General features: G+C 66.0%; 13 protein-coding genes, 1 tRNA gene and 1 pseudogene. 1 reads left to right on the top strand and 14 read right to left on the bottom strand.

The genetic code is table 11. The features are described 5' to 3' along the window. Positions 1-110 precede the first annotated feature (110 nt). The 11 genes and pseudogenes from IPJ87_04455 to ychF form a co-directional block, all read right to left on the bottom strand. Positions 111-845, bottom strand: a complete 735-nt coding sequence (locus tag IPJ87_04455; GenBank protein MBK7941116.1) for a hypothetical protein — start codon at positions 843-845, stop codon at positions 111-113. Between the two features lie 62 nt (positions 846-907). Continuing rightward, positions 908-3676 carry a DNA gyrase/topoisomerase IV subunit A gene (locus IPJ87_04450; protein MBK7941115.1) on the bottom strand — a complete coding sequence of 923 codons (2769 nt, stop codon included), beginning with the start codon at positions 3674-3676 and terminating at the stop codon, positions 908-910. Further along, positions 3673-4101: a hypothetical protein gene (locus tag IPJ87_04445; protein MBK7941114.1), complete on the bottom strand. Its 429-nt coding sequence runs from the start codon at positions 4099-4101 to the stop codon at positions 3673-3675. The genes IPJ87_04450 and IPJ87_04445 overlap by 4 nt, the downstream gene beginning before the upstream one ends. After that, on the bottom strand, positions 4098-4763 hold the full coding sequence (locus IPJ87_04440; GenBank protein ID MBK7941113.1) for a hypothetical protein: 666 nt from the start codon (positions 4761-4763) through the stop codon (positions 4098-4100). Before IPJ87_04440 ends, IPJ87_04445 begins: the two co-directional genes overlap by 4 nt. Positions 4764-4849: 86 nt before the next feature. Then, positions 4850-5269 carry a hypothetical protein gene (locus IPJ87_04435; GenBank protein ID MBK7941112.1) on the bottom strand — a complete coding sequence of 140 codons (420 nt, stop codon included), beginning with the start codon at positions 5267-5269 and terminating at the stop codon, positions 4850-4852. Next, a complete protein-coding gene (locus IPJ87_04430; GenBank protein ID MBK7941111.1) occupies positions 5266-6015 on the bottom strand; it encodes a hypothetical protein in 750 nt (249 codons plus the stop codon). Before IPJ87_04430 ends, IPJ87_04435 begins: the two co-directional genes overlap by 4 nt. Positions 6016-6020: 5 nt before the next feature. Further along, the gene (locus IPJ87_04425; protein MBK7941110.1) at positions 6021-7928 is read right to left on the bottom strand and encodes a type IIA DNA topoisomerase subunit B; all 1908 of its coding nucleotides are present in this window, start codon (positions 7926-7928) and stop codon (positions 6021-6023) included. A 170-nt stretch (positions 7929-8098) separates the two neighbouring features. Then, a complete protein-coding gene (locus IPJ87_04420; protein MBK7941109.1) occupies positions 8099-8878 on the bottom strand; it encodes a hypothetical protein in 780 nt (259 codons plus the stop codon). A 29-nt stretch (positions 8879-8907) separates the two neighbouring features. Then, positions 8908-11895 (bottom strand): fibronectin type III domain-containing protein, encoded by a 2988-nt coding sequence (locus IPJ87_04415; GenBank protein MBK7941108.1) that lies wholly within the window; start codon positions 11893-11895, stop codon positions 8908-8910. Positions 11896-11998: 103 nt separating this feature from the next. Further along, positions 11999-14126, bottom strand: a pseudogene (locus tag IPJ87_04410) (M3 family metallopeptidase). A gap of 186 nt (positions 14127-14312) precedes the next feature. Then, positions 14313-15410 (bottom strand): redox-regulated ATPase YchF, encoded by a 1098-nt coding sequence (gene ychF, locus IPJ87_04405; GenBank protein MBK7941107.1) that lies wholly within the window; start codon positions 15408-15410, stop codon positions 14313-14315. A 57-nt stretch (positions 15411-15467) separates the two neighbouring features. On the opposite strand from ychF, the gene IPJ87_04400 reads away from it, so the two are divergent. Further along, positions 15468-15716, top strand: coding sequence for a hypothetical protein (locus IPJ87_04400; GenBank protein ID MBK7941106.1), 249 nt, complete (start codon positions 15468-15470; stop codon positions 15714-15716). A gap of 47 nt (positions 15717-15763) precedes the next feature. Here IPJ87_04400 and IPJ87_04395 read toward each other — a convergent pair. The 3 genes from IPJ87_04395 to IPJ87_04385 form a co-directional block, all read right to left on the bottom strand. Continuing rightward, a tRNA-Arg gene (locus IPJ87_04395) sits at positions 15764-15837 on the bottom strand. 42 nt (positions 15838-15879) lie between these two features. Continuing rightward, positions 15880-16674 carry a M48 family metallopeptidase gene (locus IPJ87_04390; protein MBK7941105.1) on the bottom strand — a complete coding sequence of 265 codons (795 nt, stop codon included), beginning with the start codon at positions 16672-16674 and terminating at the stop codon, positions 15880-15882. A gap of 2 nt (positions 16675-16676) precedes the next feature. Beyond that, the gene (locus IPJ87_04385) at positions 16677-16958 is read right to left on the bottom strand and encodes an ATP-dependent Clp protease adaptor ClpS (protein ID MBK7941104.1); all 282 of its coding nucleotides are present in this window, start codon (positions 16956-16958) and stop codon (positions 16677-16679) included. Between the last annotated feature and the right edge of the window lie 6 nt (positions 16959-16964).

Here is a 16964-nt window from a genome sequence, read left to right as displayed (position 1 = left end):
GCCACCGATGATCCCTCTGGAGCGCCGGCGCATGGAGCAAGCGCCCGCTGAACCAGCACCAAAGCCAATGGGCTCATCGCTTCCGGACCCGGACCCATCCTGGACCGGGTTCAGCCATTTCGCGGCAGTTGGAAAAGCGGGCGCAGCTCCGGTCGCATCCAGCGGCCGCACCACGCGTACGCGAGGACGAAGCTCACGGGATCCAGCTCATCGAGGTTCTGGTCCACATGCGCTGCGCATCGGGCGATGAAGAACCGCGATCCCTGGGCATCGAGCTTCAGGTCAGCGACGTACGGGTCGTCCGTGCGCTCGGCCTGGCAGCGGGCGTACATCTCCACCTCCGCCCGGTACTGATCCATATACTCCGGATCGATCTCGCTATCGGTCAGGCTGTCCAACATGCTCGCGATGTGATCATTGAGCAGGGCATTCCATGCCTTGAGAAGCGTGTCGTTGATCGCTGTGATGCCTTCCGGGGTGAAGAGGCTGTCGAAGTCGAGCCGGCGCCCCGTTCGGAGGTCGAACTGGTATCGCTTGGTGAAACCCTCGCAATAGGCACCGCAGCCCTCGCCACTGAGCTCCACCTCCAGCACTTCGGGGAAGGGTTGCCTCACACTCCACTCCAGATCCCGGAGGCGCGGCATGGTCCGGTCCTCGGCATCGCCCCACACCAGATCGAAGAGGTTACCTCCGGCCGTGTCCGGGTCCACCTCGAGGAACTCGATGCACAGGTCGCGATCGATCCGTGCAGCTACGGCAGGCCGTTGAGGTAGCCCGATCCGTGGGAATGTCCACGTCTCGTTCGGTGGCCAGGGCCGCACGGCGCTCACGGTGTCCACGACCATCGTCAATTGGCCAGACACGGGTCTGGCAATGGCACACATCACCGCCAGTACAAAGAGCCGCATCAGTCCAGCCCCAGGGTGATCTGCTTGCCGGGCTCGTAGCCGATGAGGGGATCCTCCGGCGACCGCTCCACCTCCTGGATGGCCTGCTGCCGCTTGAACTGCTTCACAGGGCTCTCCTCGAGGCCCTCCTCCTCGGGCGCCTCCATGTTGCCGATCTCCTCATCGCTGATCAGCATGCCCTGCACCTCCTCCAGCTCGGGTGTCATCGGGATGAACACGGCGTCGAGCAGTTCGAGGTCCTTCACCTTGAAGGGGGTGAGGCGGTTGCCCAGGGCCTTCACCCCTTTCACCGCGATGAAGGCCTCCAGGTCGACCTCCTCGTCGGGCCGGTCGCTGCTGCGCTTGTCGAAGCTCACCCGCACGCGCGGATGGCCCACCAGGCTGTGCATGGTCAGCCTGCTCTCCGGGTGGTCCGTGATGAAGGACATGGGTTCGCGCGAGGGCTCCACCAGGAAGCGCTTCACCTGGAACTGCTGCTTCTCGCCCTCCCAATACACCGCGCTCACCACCGCCTTCGGATCCCACTTTACCACGGTGACCGCGTTGTCCGGGAAGTGGGTGCTGAGCACGAAAGGGAAGAGCTGGTAGCTGCCGTCGCGCATGATGGCCAGGATGCGGTCATCGCCGGAGAAGCGGCCCAGGTAGCGCCCGTGACCCGTGTCGTTGAGGCGGCGTACCGTCTCATCGAACCAGATGGGGATCGCACCGAGCGTGCTGCCACCGCGCTCCTTCAGCACCACCTTCTGCACCATGTACCGCGTGAGCAGGTTGCCCTTGCTGCCTCGCCCCTTCACGGACAACTGGCTGAAGTCGACGTCGAACTTGGTCTTGCGCAGGTTGGGCCGCGGGCGCAGGGTGACCTGCACCACCTCGGCCGCACCGTCGGGGTTGGCGCTGAAGTACTCCACCTTGCTGTCGGGCGCACCGCTGGTGAGGTCGTACTCCTTGTCGCGCGTGATGCCGGTGACGGCGAAACGCTTCATGTAATAGGCGCCCTTGGGTCCGTCCTGGTACACCAGGTGGTAGATGGTGCGCTCATCGTTCTTCTTCCATACGCCCACGTGCAGCACGCCCTTGCCGATGAACTTCTTGTCGGCCACCTTGGTGACGAGCATGGTGCCGTTCTCGCGGAACACGATGATGTCGTCGATGTCCGAGCATTCGTCCACGAACTCGTGGTTGCGCAGGCTCCAGCCCATGAAGCCCTCCGCCTTGTCCACGTAGAGCTTGCGGTTGGCCACGGCCACCTTGGTGGCCACGATGGTGTCGAAGGTGCGCAGCTCGGTGCGTCGCTCACGGCCCGCGCCGTACTTCTTCTTCAGCTCCTTGAAGTGCTCCACGGCATGGTCCACCAGGTGGGCCAGCTTGTCCTTCACTTCGGCGATCTGGTCCTCCAGGCCACGGATGTGCTCATCGGCCTTGAAGCTGTCGAACTTGGAGATGCGCTTGATGCGGATCTCGGTGAGGCGCAGGATGTCGTCCTCGGTCACCGGGCGGCGCAGCTCCTTGGTGTGCGGCTTCAGGCCCTTGTCGATGAAGCTCAGCACCTCCTCCCAGGTCTCGGCCTCCTCGATCCTGCGGTACACCTTCTTCTCGATGAAGATGCGCTCCAGCGAGCTGAAGTGCCACTGGGCCTCCAGCTCCTCCAGGCGGATCTCCAGCTCGAGCTTCAGCAGGCGCAGGGTGTTCTCCGTGCTGATGCGCAGCAGCTCCTTCACCCCCACGAAGCGCGGCTTGTCGTTCTCGATCACCACCGCGTTCGGCGCGATGCTCACCTCGCAGTCGGTGAAGGCGAAGAGCGCGTCGATGGTGGTGTCCGGGCTGACGCCCGCGGCCAGGTGGACGAGGATCTCGGCGTTCTCGGCCGTGTTGTCCTCGATGTGCCGCACCCGGATCTTGCCCTTCTCGTTGGCCTTGATGATGCTCTCGATCAGCGAGGTGGTCGTGGTGCCGAAGGGGATCTCGGTGATGACGAGCGTCTTGTTGTCCTCCTTCCGGATCCGCGCCCGGCAGCGCACCCGGCCGCCGCGCTCGCCCTCGTTGTAGTTGCTCACGTCGGCCAGGCCGCCCGTGGGGAAGTCGGGCACCAGGTCGAAGGAGCGCTTGCGCAGCACGGCGATGCTGGCGTCGATGAGCTCGTTGAAGTTGTGCGGCAACACCTTGCAGCTGAGGCCCACGGCGATGCCCTCGGCCCCCTGCGCCAGCAGCAGTGGGAACTTCACCGGCAGGAAGATGGGCTCCTTGTTGCGGCCGTCGTAGCTCAGCTGCCACTCGGTGGTCTTCGGATTGAAGACGACGTCCTTGGCGAACTTGCTGAGGCGGGCCTCGATGTAGCGGGGCGCCGCCGCGCTGTCCCCCGTGAGCGTGTTGCCCCAGTTGCCCTGGCAGTCGATCACCAGGTCCTTCTGGCCCAGCTGCACCAGCGCATCGCCGATGCTGGCGTCGCCGTGCGGGTGGTACTGCATGGTGTGCCCGATGATGTTGGCCACCTTGTTGTACCGGCCGTCATCGAGCTCCTTCATGGCGTGCAGGATGCGACGCTGCACCGGCTTCAGGCCGTCATACAGCGCAGGCACCGCACGCTCGAGGATCACGTAGCTGGCATAGTCCAGGAACCAGCTGCGGTACATGCCGCTCACGCTGAAGGCAGCGCCGCTGCCCGGCGCAAGGCCCGGCACACCGCGCTCACCGCCCTCCTGCCCCGCACCCTCCGCCGGTCCTTCCTCCGCCCCGGTGCGCTCCTCCGACCCGTCCTGTTCGTCGTTCATGGCCATGTTCCACAGATCGTCTCGGGACGACCGAATGCATTGTTGTTCGTGAGCCGCATCTCCAGGCAGACCCCCTGCCCGGGCTGGTACTCCAGGCGGTAGAAACGGAGCGTGTGCGACCCTGGCGGCACCTGCCCCACGAGCGTCCGCGTACCCTCGATCAGGTCATGCACCTCCACCTGATAGCTCGCGGATGCCAGGAAGAGACTCGCGTTCACCTTGAACTGCACCACCTGGCGGAAGAAGTTCGGCGGGCCGAGCACCTGCTCCACGTAGATGGTGTCCAGACTGAAGATCGCGGGACCTGCGTAGTCCGCGTCGAAGGGGTTGTTCGTCAGTTCCGCCAGATCGATGTCGTCCTTGTAGCAGCCGGCCAGCCCCAGCGAAAGGGCGGTCATGAGCATCAGATGGCGCAGGCGTCTCATCGCAGAGGGATCGTCAATCCGGCCGCCCACACCCCATGTCCATCGGGGCCCGGCAGCCACACCAGCCCGTCGAAGCGCACCTTCTCCTTGTCGTCGAACATGGGCAGCGGTGTCCGGTCCGCACGGCGGTACGACCAGATGGTGTAAGCGGCCGCCACGGCGAGCACACCGGTGCTCACGCCCAGCATCACCTTGCCCCGCCGGAAATCGTCCTGGTGCGCGGGAAGGCGCTCGTCCTTCAGCTCGGCGATCTCGCCGGGGTCGGCACTGGTGTTGTAGAGGTCCTTGTCCTCCTGAAGCTGCCGGCCGGCCTTCCTGTAATTCAGATAGGAGACGGTGGTCCACGCTGCGGCGCCCACCGTGGCCACCGTGGGCAGCGCCTTGTTCAGCCATAGTCGCTCGCGGAATCGCTTCACCTCCTGCTGGTGGGCAAGGAACTCCGGAGAGAAGGGCAGGCGCACGGTCAGCTCCCGGCTGCTGCCCGCGCGGACGTACACCGTGGTGTCCACGATGCGGCGGGTGGGCGCCCATAGCTGGAGGCGGTGGTTGCCTTCGGACAGCTCGAGCACGCGCTCCTGCAGGCGATGGGTACCGTCGAGGATCACCTGGAAGTCGTGCCCCGGATCCACCACCAGCCGTAGCTGGCCGGTGGTCTGGGCCATCTGCTCGCGTGGTAGGAGCGCACAAACGAGGAGCAGCGGAAACTGCATCATCCAGGGTCCTGTCCAAGGGGGCATGGCGGTCATGGTCATTCTTCGGCCAGCGCGCAAGGGGTCCGCACATCGATGTCGTAGCCTTCCAGACGCAGGCGAAGGTCATAGCGGTAGGTCTGACCATCCTGCACCAGGTATCGGCGATAGATGTAGCGGTGCTCCGCGGGTTCCGAGGCGGGATCGAGCCACAGGTCCTGGCCGTTCTGCCGGGCGATGATGCTATAGGCCGCAGCGGAAGGCACGACATCCATGTTCACGCGCAGGTGCACATCGTGCCGCAGGTTCTGCCCTTGGGCGTAGCTCACCGTGGTGATGGAGTCCACGAACAGGAGCTCGACGGCGGTGTTCTCCGGGTCGAGCGGATTGTCGGTAAGAGAGGCCGGATCAAGCTCATCCTTCAAGCATCCCGTGGACAGGACGGCGAAGAGCGCGGTGGCGAGGGTGGCCCGTTTCATGGGAGTCGCAGGTTCAAGGTGGCGAGCCAGGGACCGCCCGGTGTCAACGGCGGCAGCCATGCGATGCCATCGAAGCGGACCTTTTCGCGGTCCTCGAAGTGCGGTGGGTCCTCGATCCGCCCGGCCCGGACCCACCCGTAGACCGTGGTGGCCAGGCAGGCACCGGCCACACTGGCGGCGATGGTGAAGCCCGTCCGCCGGTCCGCGAAGGTCTCCTTGAGCTCCGGGATCCGCACTTCCTTCAAGGTGACGATCTCTTGAGGTGACTGAGAGGTCGCGTAGGTGGTCTCGGCATCGGCCAACGCCTGGTGCGCGTCCTTCATCCGTTGATGCGCCAGCACCGCCCAGACGCTCGTGCCGACGAAGGCCGCCGCGGTGCCGTAGCGCCAGAGGGTGCGGCCCGCTTTCACCCGGCCCCAGGCCTCCCGGTGCACCTTGTGCGCCGGATCCTCCCGCAGGGTGCGCCGGAAGAAAAGCGTGTCGGATCCCACCTGAACGGTGGTATCCAATAACGCGAACCCCGGCGCCCAGAACGCGAGCCGGTGCGGACCGGGTTGAAGCCGAACACCCACGGTGCCCTGCTGAAGGAGTTCGCCGTCCACCTTGGCGCGCACCATCGCCCGCGGGTTCACCAGCAGGCGCACCTCCGTTCCCGAGGACGCAACGGATCCCGGGGTTTGTGCGGCCGCTGGAAGGATGGCCGCCCATCCGACCACCATCACGAGTGTCCTGCTGATCGTGTGCATGGTCCTCATACCTCCTCCTCCACTTCGTCCAGTTTGCGGGCGATGGCCTTCACCGGATCCTCCGGCTTGCCGTTCACCACGTCCTTCTCCACGCGCAGGTTGCCGATGATGAACTCCTGCCGCTCGGGTGTGTTCTTGCCCATGTAGAAGTCCAGCAGCTGCTGCACGGCGGCGTCCTTGGTGATCATCACCGGCTCCAGCCGCATGTCGGGACCGATGAAGTGCTTGAACTCGTCGGGGCTGATCTCGCCCAGGCCCTTGAAGCGGGTGATCTCCGGGTCGCGGCCCAGCCGCGCGAGGGCCTTCTGGCGCTCCTCATCGCTGTAGCAATACACCGTCTCCTTCCGGTTGCGCACCCGGAACAGGGGCGTCTGCAGGATGTAGAGGTGGTCGTTCTTCACCAGGTCGGGGAAGAACTGCAGGAAGAAGGTCATCAGCAACAGCCGGATGTGCATGCCGTCCACGTCGGCATCGGTGGCGATGACGATGCGGTTGTAGCGCAGCCCGTCCATGCCGTCCTCGATGTCGAGCGCGGCCTGGATGAGGTTGAACTCCTCGTTCTCGTACACCACCTTCTTGGTGAGGCCGTGACTGTTCAATGGCTTGCCCTTGAGGCTGAAGACGGCCTGCGTCTCCACGCTTCGGCTCTTGGTGATGCTGCCGCTGGCGCTGTCGCCCTCGGTGATGAAGAGGGTGGTCTCCTGCTTGCGCGGGTCGACCTTGGGATCGCTGAGGTGTACGCGGCAGTCGCGCAGCTTGCGGTTGTGCAAGCTGGCCTTCTTGGCGCGTTCGCGGGCCAGCTTGCGGATGCCGCTCAGCTCCTTGCGCTCGCGCTCGCTCTCGAGGATCTTCGCCTGCAGGGCCTGCGTGGTCTCCGGATGCTTGTGCAGGAAGTTGTCCAGCTTGGTGGCCAGGAAGTCGCCCACGAAGCTGCGCATGCTCTGCCCGCCGGGCTCCACCTCCAGGCTGCCCAGCTTGGTCTTGGTCTGGCTCTCGAACACCGGCTCGATCACCTTCACGCTCACGGCCGCCACGATGCCCGTGCGGATGTCGCCGGCCTCCCAGTCCTTCTTGAAGAACTCCTTGATCACCTTGGCCACCCCCTCGCGGAAGGCGCCCTGGTGCGTGCCGCCCTGGGTGGTGTGCTGGCCGTTCACGAAGCTGTAGTACTCCTCGCCGTAGTGGTTGGCGTGGGTCATGGCCACCTCGATGTCGTCGCCCACCAGGTGGATGATGGGGTACAGCGGCTCGCCGTCCATCTTGGTGGTGAGCAGGTCCAGCAGGCCGTTCTTGCTCTGGAAACGCTGCCCGTTGTACACGATGGTGAGGCCCGTGTTCAGGTAGCAGTAGTTCCACAGCAGCCGCTCGATGTGCTGGTCGCGGTACTGGTAGTGGCGGAACATCTCGGTGTCCGGCTCGAAGACCACGCGCGTCCCGTTGGCCTCGGTGCTGGCCTGCAGCTTCTCGTCCTTGCGCAACACCCCGCGGTCGAACTCCGCCCGCTTCACCTGCCCGTCGCGCACGCTCTCGATGCGGAAGTAGGCGCTCAACGCGTTCACCGCCTTGGTACCCACGCCGTTCAGGCCCACGCTCTTCTTGAAAGCCTTGCTGTCGTACTTGGCGCCGGTGTTGATCTTGCTCACCACGTCGACCACCTTGCCCAGCGGCACACCCCGCCCGTAGTCACGCACTTCCACCCGTCCGCCGTCGATGGTGACCTCGACCTTCTTGCCGTGGCCCATGACGTACTCGTCGATGCAGTTGTCCAGCACCTCCTTGAGCAGGATGTAGATACCATCGTCATAGCTGCTGCCGTCGCCGAGCTTGCCGATGTACATGCCCGGCCGCAGACGGATGTGCTCCTTCCAGTCCAGCGACCGGATATGCTCTTCACTGTAGGTCGTCTCGCTCATCGTGCTTCACCGCCCATGGGACCCGGAACGCGGCATCCAACGTGGCGGCCACCCGGGCCCGAACGCCGGAGATCCAACAGGGACAAGGGTTCCGGCGGGGCGCCACGAAGGTAGACCAGCCCCCGCAGCCCCGGTCGGCCGATCCGGGGAACGGTTTTCAACGATCGCCCTCAGTTTTCAACAGCCGGAGGCGAGGTCCCAAGCGGCAACATCCACCCCACGGACACGGCCCCGAAGGCCTGGGCGCCTGGGTGGTAGGGGTTCGTCACCCCGAACTCCGCCCCCCCGCTGAGCCCGAGCACCAGCCCGGGCAGGGGCAGAAAACGGACCCCGGCCTGTACTCCCGCGGTGGCCAGGGTGCGCTGCCGCACCGGAACATCGAAGACGTACGAGGACTCCTCGGTTTCGGTGGAGACCGGGTTCCACCCGGGATCATAGCGGACCGTGACCGTGCGCACCGTCCCCTCCTCCCGCGCCGAGGGCAGGTGGACCACACCGAACCGAGGGCCGAGCGTGACCGCGAACCGAGGTGCGGCCTGCCACCAGGCGTGCAGGGCCATGCCGATCGACAGGGCGGGCGCCTTGAAGGTCCCGGTCCAGGTGCCCGTGGTGCTCTCCAGGCCGGAGGGCTGGTAGGAGCTGCTCACGGAGCGCACCTGGGCCCGCTGACTGCCAATGTGTACGGCGGGACCCAGCAGCACACCGAAGCGGTCCGAACGCCCGCGAATGAGCACGGCCAGGTCCAACCCAGCACCGGCCGAGCCCCGGCGGTCCACCTGCTCGATCGTCCGGCTCGTCCCTTCGGTGTACTCCACCGGCAGCCCGCCCTGGACGTAGCGCCCACCCACCTCAAGCAGCATGGCGGACTGCCCGGAGATCCGCCCGGCCAGCAGCCCGGCCAGCAACACGGCACCGCCGCGGACGAGGGCACTTCGGCACCGCTTGGACATGCACACTGAACGTTGCGCCGCTCAGGAAATTATGGCAACTGCTGGACCACCGTCGCCGTCGGCACCGTGCCACCCACGTTGCTGAGGATGGGGTCGCGGTCGTTGCCGGTGCCCGTGTACTTCACCTGCCCGTCCAGCGTCACATCCGCCGCGTGATAACCGGGCACTGTGGCCGTGGGCACGGTGCCACCGATGAGCGTGAGGATCGGATCGCGATCGTTGCTGCCACCGGTGTACTTCACCTGTGCATCGCCCACCACATTGCCCGACCACAACAGGGTGCGGCCGTTGGCGCTCTTGCGCGCGTTGGCGCCCCAGGTGGCCGTGGTGGCCACGCTCAGGTCCAACGCCGTGGCCGTACCGCTCAGGGCGATCGGCTGCGCGGTCATCACTCCCAGATGGTTGCGGTGCCGCACCGCCACGTGGTAGCTGCCGGCCGCCAGGCAGAATCCCAGCGGCGAAGTGCCGTCCACCGCCACCACATCCCCGTCGCGCTGCACCAGCGCCGCTCTGGCCTCCAAAACCTGAGCGGGCGTGGTGGCCGATCGCAGTTCCACCAGCACCCAGTCCGTGATGGCGTTCGCCCCGGTGACGGCCAAGACCTGTGCCGTGGTCGTTGTGGCCCCGGTGAGCAGATGCCCGGCGGCCGAGTACGGCTCAGTGAGCGGGAGCACCCCCTGCCGCCGCAGGCTGTCCACCATCAGGTTGGCCGCGCTGCGCCAGGCACCGTCCAACAGCACCGTTGCCGCGAGCACCGTAGGCGGCGCCACCTCACAGGGCGGTGTGCCGGTGGTGAAGCTGGTGGGCTGCGACCAGAGCGATGTGCCCCCTTGACCGCCCACCGTGCCCTGGCACACCGTGCGCACCTGGAACTGATGCGCGGTGCCCCACGACAGGCCGGTCAACGGCAAGCTGGTGCCCGTGACACCGGTGACCAGGGTCCACGCCGGTGCAGCGCTCTCCTTCCACTGCACGTCGTACGCGGACGCGCCCTGCACCACCGCCCAGTTGAGGATGGCGCTGTTGTACGTGATGCTGGTGACCGACTGGCTCAGGGGACGATCGCAGGTGCTGGCCTGGGCGGCTATCGAGAGGCTGTAGCAAGCCACCGGGTCGCTGGCACCATTGGCGCCGAACACATGCACCACATAGGCCCCGGCCGCCGCATTCGCATAGCTGATGAACTCGCTGTTCGTACCGCTGTTCTGCGCCAAGGCCAGCTGATTCCCTCCGGATCCGAGCAGCCGCACATTGTAGTTCGCCGGCAGCCCGGACAGGAAGATGGTGATCGTGCTCGTGGCCGCGATGCTGAACCCATAGTGATCGGCGTCCGATGTGGTGGCGATCAACGCGCTGATGTTCGCTGGAAGCGCCACCTGTGCCGCAGTGGCGAAGGTCTCGTTCGGCTCCAACGCATCCGGGCAGGGCGCCGGCGTGGTGAACACGGTGCTCGCGCTGAACGCGGACGTGGACGCTCCGCAGTCGCTCTGCACTTGGAACTCGTACGCGGTCGTCTGGCTGAGCCCCGTAAGCGCATAGGTCGTGGTGGTCAGCCCCGGGATGGTGGTCCATGTGGGGGCGACCTGGGGCTTCCAGCGCAGCGTGTAGGCCGCCACGCCCAGGTTCGACCAGCTCAAGGTGGCCGCGTTGCTGGTGAGGTTCGTCACGCTCAGCGTACCCGGGGGGTCGCAGGTGCTGCCGCATTGCGCCAGGCACGCGGACGCGTTCACCCGGTTGCGGATCACCGCCGCCGGCTGCGGACCGAAGCCATTGGTGAAGTTGATGCCCACACCGCCCACCAGGTGGCAATAGCTCATGATGGTGCCCCCGCCCGTCGGCAACGGACCCGTGGCGCAGGAGCCTTCGGTGTAGCCGGCCGTGGGACCGCAGCCATCGATGGCCGTACCGTTGCCGTTCCACACGCAGGCATGCGTGTGCGCCGAGCCCAGGTTGTGCCCCTGCTCGTGCGTCACCACCTCCACGCTCCAGCTGTACGTGGGCACGTTGCTGTAGCTGCTGTTGATGTCGCTGTACGCCATGCGCGAGGAGGTGCCTCCGCACAAGGAGTTGATCCAGGCGATGCCCCCGTTGCCGCTGTAGCCCAGCAGGTGCGCCAGGTCGCCGTTGAAGCTGGTGCGGTACGCCCCGAACTGGTTCAGGTAGTTGCTCGTGGACGGCCCGGTGTAGGGGCTCGTCACGTCCCACACGAACACCTCCTGCAGCTGCACGTCCACCCCGTCGTTGTCGAACAGGATCGCGCTCTGGTTGAAGAGGCCCGTGACGTAGTTGGTGGCCGCCACCACGCCGCCCTTGTCCACGAAGATGGGATGGTCCACCTCCCAGTAGAACTTCACGCAGCGGATGCTGCGGTCGTCGGGATCGCCTTGGAGCTCGCTGGCGTGGTAGGGATCGCCGTCGTGCGTCGTACCGCAGGTCATCGGCCGGTGCAGCCGCAGGTCGTGCTCCCGGTACACCACGTGCATACCGGCCTCCGCCCCGTTCAAACGGCCCAGGACGAGCGTGCCCTGCGCATCGCGCACCACGCCGATCAGCTCATCATCGAACACGCTCAGACCCGCGACCGAAGCCGCCTCGCCCCGCACCCGACCCCGGTAGTGCACGCCCGGCTCCACCTGCATGGCGCCGCGCAAGGCCGTGGTCACAGTGAAGCCATCGGCCAAAGGCTGCCAGCGTTCCAGCTCCAGCGTCAGCGGTCCGTCGGGGGTGGGAAGCGTCACCGCCATGGTGTGGGCCGCGCCGCGCAACACCTGCGTCACCGCCTCCGCGTGGAGCGATAGCACGGTGGCCCGGGCGGTCGCTTCCTGCCAGCGCGCCGTGGTCCGGTCGTCCACCTGAAGCTCCTGCACGAGGCCCACATGCGTGAAGGCCACACCGCGATCCTGCAAGGCCTGGATCCGCGCCGCGACGTGACCACCCCAGCGCTGGCCCTGGGCCTGAGTCAGCAGCAGCAGAACCAGGAGGAACAGGACGATGCGGTGGGTGATGGCGGGCAACATGGAAGCAAGGTACACGGTGGGCGGGGCCAACCGCGTCCTGCATAGATGGAGGCTGTCAACCGGGCCTTCAGCGCCCGATCACCTTCGACCGGAACTCGCTGCCCTACCTCAACCCGCGCTTCACCAGCAGCGGCTCCACGCCGGGGTCGCGGCCGGTGAGGTCGCGGTAGAGCTCGGCCTCGGCCTTGCTGCCGCCCTGGCTGAGCACCGTGCGGCGGAACCGGTCGCCGTTGGAGCGGGTCATGCCGCCGTTGGCGGTGAACCAGGCGTAGGCGTCGGCGTCCATCACCTCGCTCCACAGGTAGGCGTAGTAGTTGGCGGCGTAGCCGGTCCACGCGTGGCTGAAGTAGCAGCTGCGGTAGCGCGGCGGCACCTCGGCGATATCGAGCCCGTACTTCTGCAACGCCGTTCTCTCGAAGGCCTCCACATCGGTCACCAGTGGGGCATCGGCGGGCAGGCTGTGCCATTCGAGGTCGAGCAGCGCAGCGGCCAGGTACTCGGTGGTGGCGTAGCCCTGGTTGAAGCGGCTGGCCTTGCGCAGCTTATCGGCCAGCGCGGCAGGGATGGCCTCCCCGGTCTTCCAGTGCTTCGCATAGTTGTTCAGCACCTCGGGCACCAGCGCCCAGTTCTCGTTCACCTGGCTGGGGAACTCCACGAAGTCGGTGCTGGTGTTGGTGCCGGCGAACTTCGGGTACTTCTGCGCTCAGCATGCCGTGCAACGCGTGGCCGAACTCGTGGAAGAGCGTGGTCACGTCATCCCAGCTCAGCAGGCAGGGCTGGCCGGCGGCGGGCTTCACGTAGTTGCAGTTCTGCGTGATCACGGGCTGCTGGCCCAGCAGGGTGCTCTGGTCCACGAAGCTGCTCATCCACGCGCCGCCGTTCTTGTTGTCGCGGGCGTAATAGTCGCCGTAGAACAGGCCGATGACCTCGCCGGTGGTGTCGATGATGTCGAAGACGCGCACATCCGGGTGGTAGACCGGCAGGTCTTTGCGCTCCTTGAAGCGCAGACCGAACAGGCGCTCAGCCGAAAAGAAGACGCCGTTCTGCAACACGCTCTCGAACTCGAGGTAGGGCTTCACGGCCGCCTCATCGAGGTCGTATTCGGCCTTGCGCACCTGCTCGGCATAGAGGTCCCAGTCCCAGGAGGCCACGGTGAAGCCTCCCCCCTGCTTGTCCACGATGGCCTGCAGCTTGGCGGCCTCCTTGCGGGCGTTGGCGGCGGCGGCCGGGGCCATGTCGGCCATCAGCTTCAGCGCGCGGTCCGGGCTCTTGGCCATCTGGTCGTCCATCACATAGTGCGCCCAGCTGGGGAAGCCGAGCAGCTTCGCCTTCTCAGCGCGCAATTGGGCGAGGCGGGCGATGATGGCCTTGTTGTCGAACTCATTCCCACGGCCGTTGCGGGCGAGCGAGGCCTTCATGATCCGCTCACGCAGGCCGCGGTCCTTCAGCTCGGCCAGGGCCGGTTGTGTGGTGGTGTTGCGCAGGTCGATGAGCCACTTGCCTGCATGTCCCTTTGCGTTGGCTGCGGCCGCGGCCGCCTCGATCCCCTCGGGGCTCATGCCCTCCAGCTGCTTCACCTCGTCCACCACGATGGCCGACGCGCTCCGCTCCTTCAGGATGTTGTCCTCGAACTTCGTGGTGAGCTCGGCCTCTTCGCCGTTGAGGGCCTTCATGCGCTCCTTGCCGGCCGCGTCCAGCAGGGCGCCTGCGCGCACGAAGCGCGCGTAGTAACGCTCCAGCAGACGGGCGTCCACCGGCTCCATGCTCATGCTGGCGCGCTGGTCGTACACGGCTTTGATGCGCTGAAAGAGCTTGTCGTTGAAGGTGATCGCATCGGCATGCGCGGCCATCCGCGGCGCCAGGTCGGCCTTCACCGCTTGCAGACTGTCGTTGGTGGCGCTGCCGGTCATGTTGTAGAACCAGTTGGTCACCCGGGTGTAGGACCCACCGGCGCGCTCCAGGGCCACGATCGTGTTCTCGAAGGTCGGCGCGTTCGGATCGTTCACGATGGCGTCCACTTCGGCGAGGTGTCGCTTCATGGCCTCCAGGATCGCCGGGCGGAACTCCGCATCGGTGACCTTGTCGAAGGCGGGTGCGAAAAAGGGCAGGTCGCTGCGCTCAAGGAGCGCGTCGGAAACGGCGGTCTCCATGGTGCTCGTGGTGGGTTCGGGGGCTTGGGAACAGGCGGCCAGCAAGGCCAGGGCCGCGATCGGGGGAAGGGTTCTGTACATGGGTTCCATCAAAGGGACCGCAAGGTAACCGCAGCGAAACTGCACCCGTCACGGGACGAACGGTGCTCGTGCTGAAGGTGGCGTTCGTTCAGGAGATGACGCGGGCAAGGATCCCCATGGCCCTGTGCTGGAGGGCTGCCTTGGGAGGGCTGTGACCAGGAACAGGCGGGACGCCTGTTCGACTTCCTACACGTTGAAGAGGAAGTGCATCACATCCCCGTCCTTCACGATGTACTCCTTCCCTTCGGTGCGCAGCTTGCCGGCGGCGCGGCAGGCGGGCTCACTGCCCAGGGTGATGTAGTCGTCGAAGCCGATGACCTCGGCGCGGATGTAGCCCTTCTCGAAATCGGTGTGGATGACGCCGGCGGCCTTGGGGCCCGTGTCGCCCTGGTGGATGGTCCAGGCGCGCACCTCCTGTACACCGGCGGTGAAGTAGGTCTGCAGCTTCAGCAGGTGGTAGGCGGCGCGGATGAGCTTGTTCACCCCGGGCTCATCGAGGCCGATGTCCTTGAGGAACATCTCGCGTTCCTCCGGCGTCTCCAGGCTGGCGATCTCGGCCTCGATGGCGGCGGTGACGAAGATGACCTCGGCGTTCTCGTCGGCCACGGCGGTCTTCACCGCATCCACATACCGGTTTCCCGTGGTGGCGCTCTTCTCGTCCACGTTGCACACGTACATCACCGGCTTGGTGGTGAGCAGCTGGAACTCGCTCAGCAGGGCCGGATCATCGTTCACCGTGACCACGGTGCGGGCGCTCTGCCCCTTCAACAGGGCCTCGCGGATGCGGGTGAGCAGCTCGAACCGGCGCTTGGCCTCCTTCTCCCCGATCTGGGCCTGCTTCTCCACCTTCTTGATGCGGGCCTCCACGGTCTCCAGGTCCTTCAGTTGCAGCTCGATGTCGATCACTTCCTTGTCGCGCACAGGGTCCACGCTGCCGTCCACGTGCACCACGTTGGGGTCGTCGAAGCAGCGCAACACGTGCAGGATGGCATCGCACTCGCGGATGTTGCCCAGGAACTGGTTGCCGAGGCCCTCGCCCTTGCTGGCGCCCTTCACCAGGCCGGCGATGTCCACGATCTCCACCGTGGTGGGCACGATGCGCTGGGGCTTCACCAGGTCGGCGAGCTTGTTGAGGCGCGCGTCGGGCACGGTGATGGTGCCCACGTTGGGCTCAATGGTGCAGAAGGGGAAGTTCGCCGCCTGGGCCTTGGCGTTGCTGAGGCAGTTGAACAGAGTGCTCTTGCCCACGTTAGGCAGGCCGACGATGCCGCATTTCAGTCCCATGGTCGTTCAAAAGGCGCGCGAAGATAGCCCCTTCGCACGCCCGGCTATCTTGGCGGCATGTCGCAACTCCCCCAGCTCATCGGTGCCGCCTTGCTGCTGGCGGCCTACGCCCTGTCGCAGACCGGCCGGATCAAGGGCGATTCGCCCACCTACCTGCTTCTGAACCTGCTGGGCGCGCTGCTGCTGGCGGTCGATGCGATCCGGGCCGTGCAATGGGGATTCATCATCCTGGAGTGCGCCTGGGTGCTGTTCTCGCTGCCGGGGCTCTACCGGCTGCTGGTCCGCAAGGGCGCCGGCCCTGCTTGAACGGTCCCCAACGAAGAAGGGCGCCCGAAGGCGCCCTCATCGATCGGCGGACCCGTAGGGATTCGAACCCCAAACCTTCTGATCCGTAGTCAGATGCTCTATCCAATTGAGCTACGGGTCCAGCAAAAGCGGCTGCGAAGATAACGGATCCGGAGAACCCCGATCAGGGCTTGTAATACTTGAGCGCCTCGGGCATGTACGCCTCCAGGTCGTGCACCCGGGTCTCGTCGCTCGGGTGGGTGCTGAGGAACTCGGGCGGCTTGGCACCGCCCCCGGCCGCCATGCGCTGCCAGAAGGCCGGGGCGCTGCGCGTATCGTGACCGGCCATCGCCATGAACACCAGGCCCATCTTGTCGGCCTCCGTCTCGTGCTTGCGGCTGTACGCCAGCATGCCCAACTGACTGCCGATGCCGTACGACTGGAGGAAGATGTCCCGCGTGAGCCCAGGCTTCGACGCCGTCAGCGCCTCCAACGTCATGCCCGCCCCCTGGATGGCGAGGGCCTGGCTCATCCGTTCGTTGCCGTGGCGGGCGATCGCGTGAGCGATCTCGTGCCCCATCACCACCGCCAGTCCGGCATCGTCCTGGGTCACCGGCAGGATGCCGGTGTACACCACCACCTTGCCGCCAGGCATGCACCAGGCGTTCACCGTGGGGTCGTTCACCGTGTTGAACTCCCACTGGAACCCGGCGACCCGGTCCGAGGCGCCCACGTTTGAGAGGTAGCTCGTAGCGGCCTGGGCGAGCCGATCGCCGATGCGGCGCACCTGGGCCGCGCGGGCGTCGGTGGCCGACAGTACCTGGTTCTGCTGCAGGAACTCCTGATAGGCCGTCAGCGACATGCCCATCATCTCGCTCTCCGGCAGCAGGTTCAGCTGGCTTCGGCCGGTGATGGGCACCGAAGAACATCCGGATGCGACCACCAGGGCCGTGAGGACTGCAGCGCGGGGCACCACCATGGTCATTGGATGGTGGCGGAGAGGCCGCGGTCCAGCAGGGCCACGCACATGGGCTCCAGCGTGTCGAAGGTGCCGCGCTTCACGCTGCACTTGCCGCTGTAGTGCACGATCCAGGCGCATTGTTCGGCTTGGATCGGGTCGTGCCTGCAGACGGCCACCAACGAACCGATCACATGGTCGAAGGTGTTCACATCGTCGTTGTGCAGCAGCAGTTCACGCTGCGGACCATGCTCGCAGAGCAGCTCAACGAGCAGGGCCTCCTCAGGTTCGGTGACGTGCGCCATCGGGGT

The organism is Flavobacteriales bacterium (assembly GCA_016713875.1).
In the GTDB taxonomy this organism is placed as follows: Bacteria; Bacteroidota; Bacteroidia; order Flavobacteriales_F; family PHOS-HE28; genus PHOS-HE28.
This window is presented reverse-complemented; position numbering and strand designations above follow the sequence as displayed.

Bases quoted from the DNA above. Each gene is read 5' to 3' on its own strand.
- IPJ87_04455 (MBK7941116.1), bottom strand. From the start codon at position 845: ATGGTCGTGGACACCGTGAGCGCCGTGCGGCCCTGGCCACCGAACGAG.
- IPJ87_04450 (MBK7941115.1), bottom strand. From the start codon at position 3,676: ATGAACGACGAACAGGACGGGTCGGAGGAGCGCACCGGGGCGGAGGAA.
- IPJ87_04445 (MBK7941114.1), bottom strand. From the start codon at position 4,101: ATGAGACGCCTGCGCCATCTGATGCTCATGACCGCCCTTTCGCTGGGG.
- IPJ87_04440 (MBK7941113.1), bottom strand. From the start codon at position 4,763: ATGGCCCAGACCACCGGCCAGCTACGGCTGGTGGTGGATCCGGGGCAC.
- IPJ87_04435 (MBK7941112.1), bottom strand. From the start codon at position 5,269: ATGAAACGGGCCACCCTCGCCACCGCGCTCTTCGCCGTCCTGTCCACG.
- IPJ87_04430 (MBK7941111.1), bottom strand. From the start codon at position 6,015: ATGCACACGATCAGCAGGACACTCGTGATGGTGGTCGGATGGGCGGCC.
- IPJ87_04425 (MBK7941110.1), bottom strand. From the start codon at position 7,928: ATGAGCGAGACGACCTACAGTGAAGAGCATATCCGGTCGCTGGACTGG.
- IPJ87_04420 (MBK7941109.1), bottom strand. From the start codon at position 8,878: ATGTCCAAGCGGTGCCGAAGTGCCCTCGTCCGCGGCGGTGCCGTGTTG.
- IPJ87_04415 (MBK7941108.1), bottom strand. From the start codon at position 11,895: ATGTTGCCCGCCATCACCCACCGCATCGTCCTGTTCCTCCTGGTTCTG.
- ychF (MBK7941107.1), bottom strand. From the start codon at position 15,410: ATGGGACTGAAATGCGGCATCGTCGGCCTGCCTAACGTGGGCAAGAGC.
- IPJ87_04400 (MBK7941106.1), top strand. From the start codon at position 15,468: ATGTCGCAACTCCCCCAGCTCATCGGTGCCGCCTTGCTGCTGGCGGCC.
- IPJ87_04390 (MBK7941105.1), bottom strand. From the start codon at position 16,674: ATGGTGGTGCCCCGCGCTGCAGTCCTCACGGCCCTGGTGGTCGCATCC.
- IPJ87_04385 (MBK7941104.1), bottom strand. From the start codon at position 16,958: ATGGCGCACGTCACCGAACCTGAGGAGGCCCTGCTCGTTGAGCTGCTC.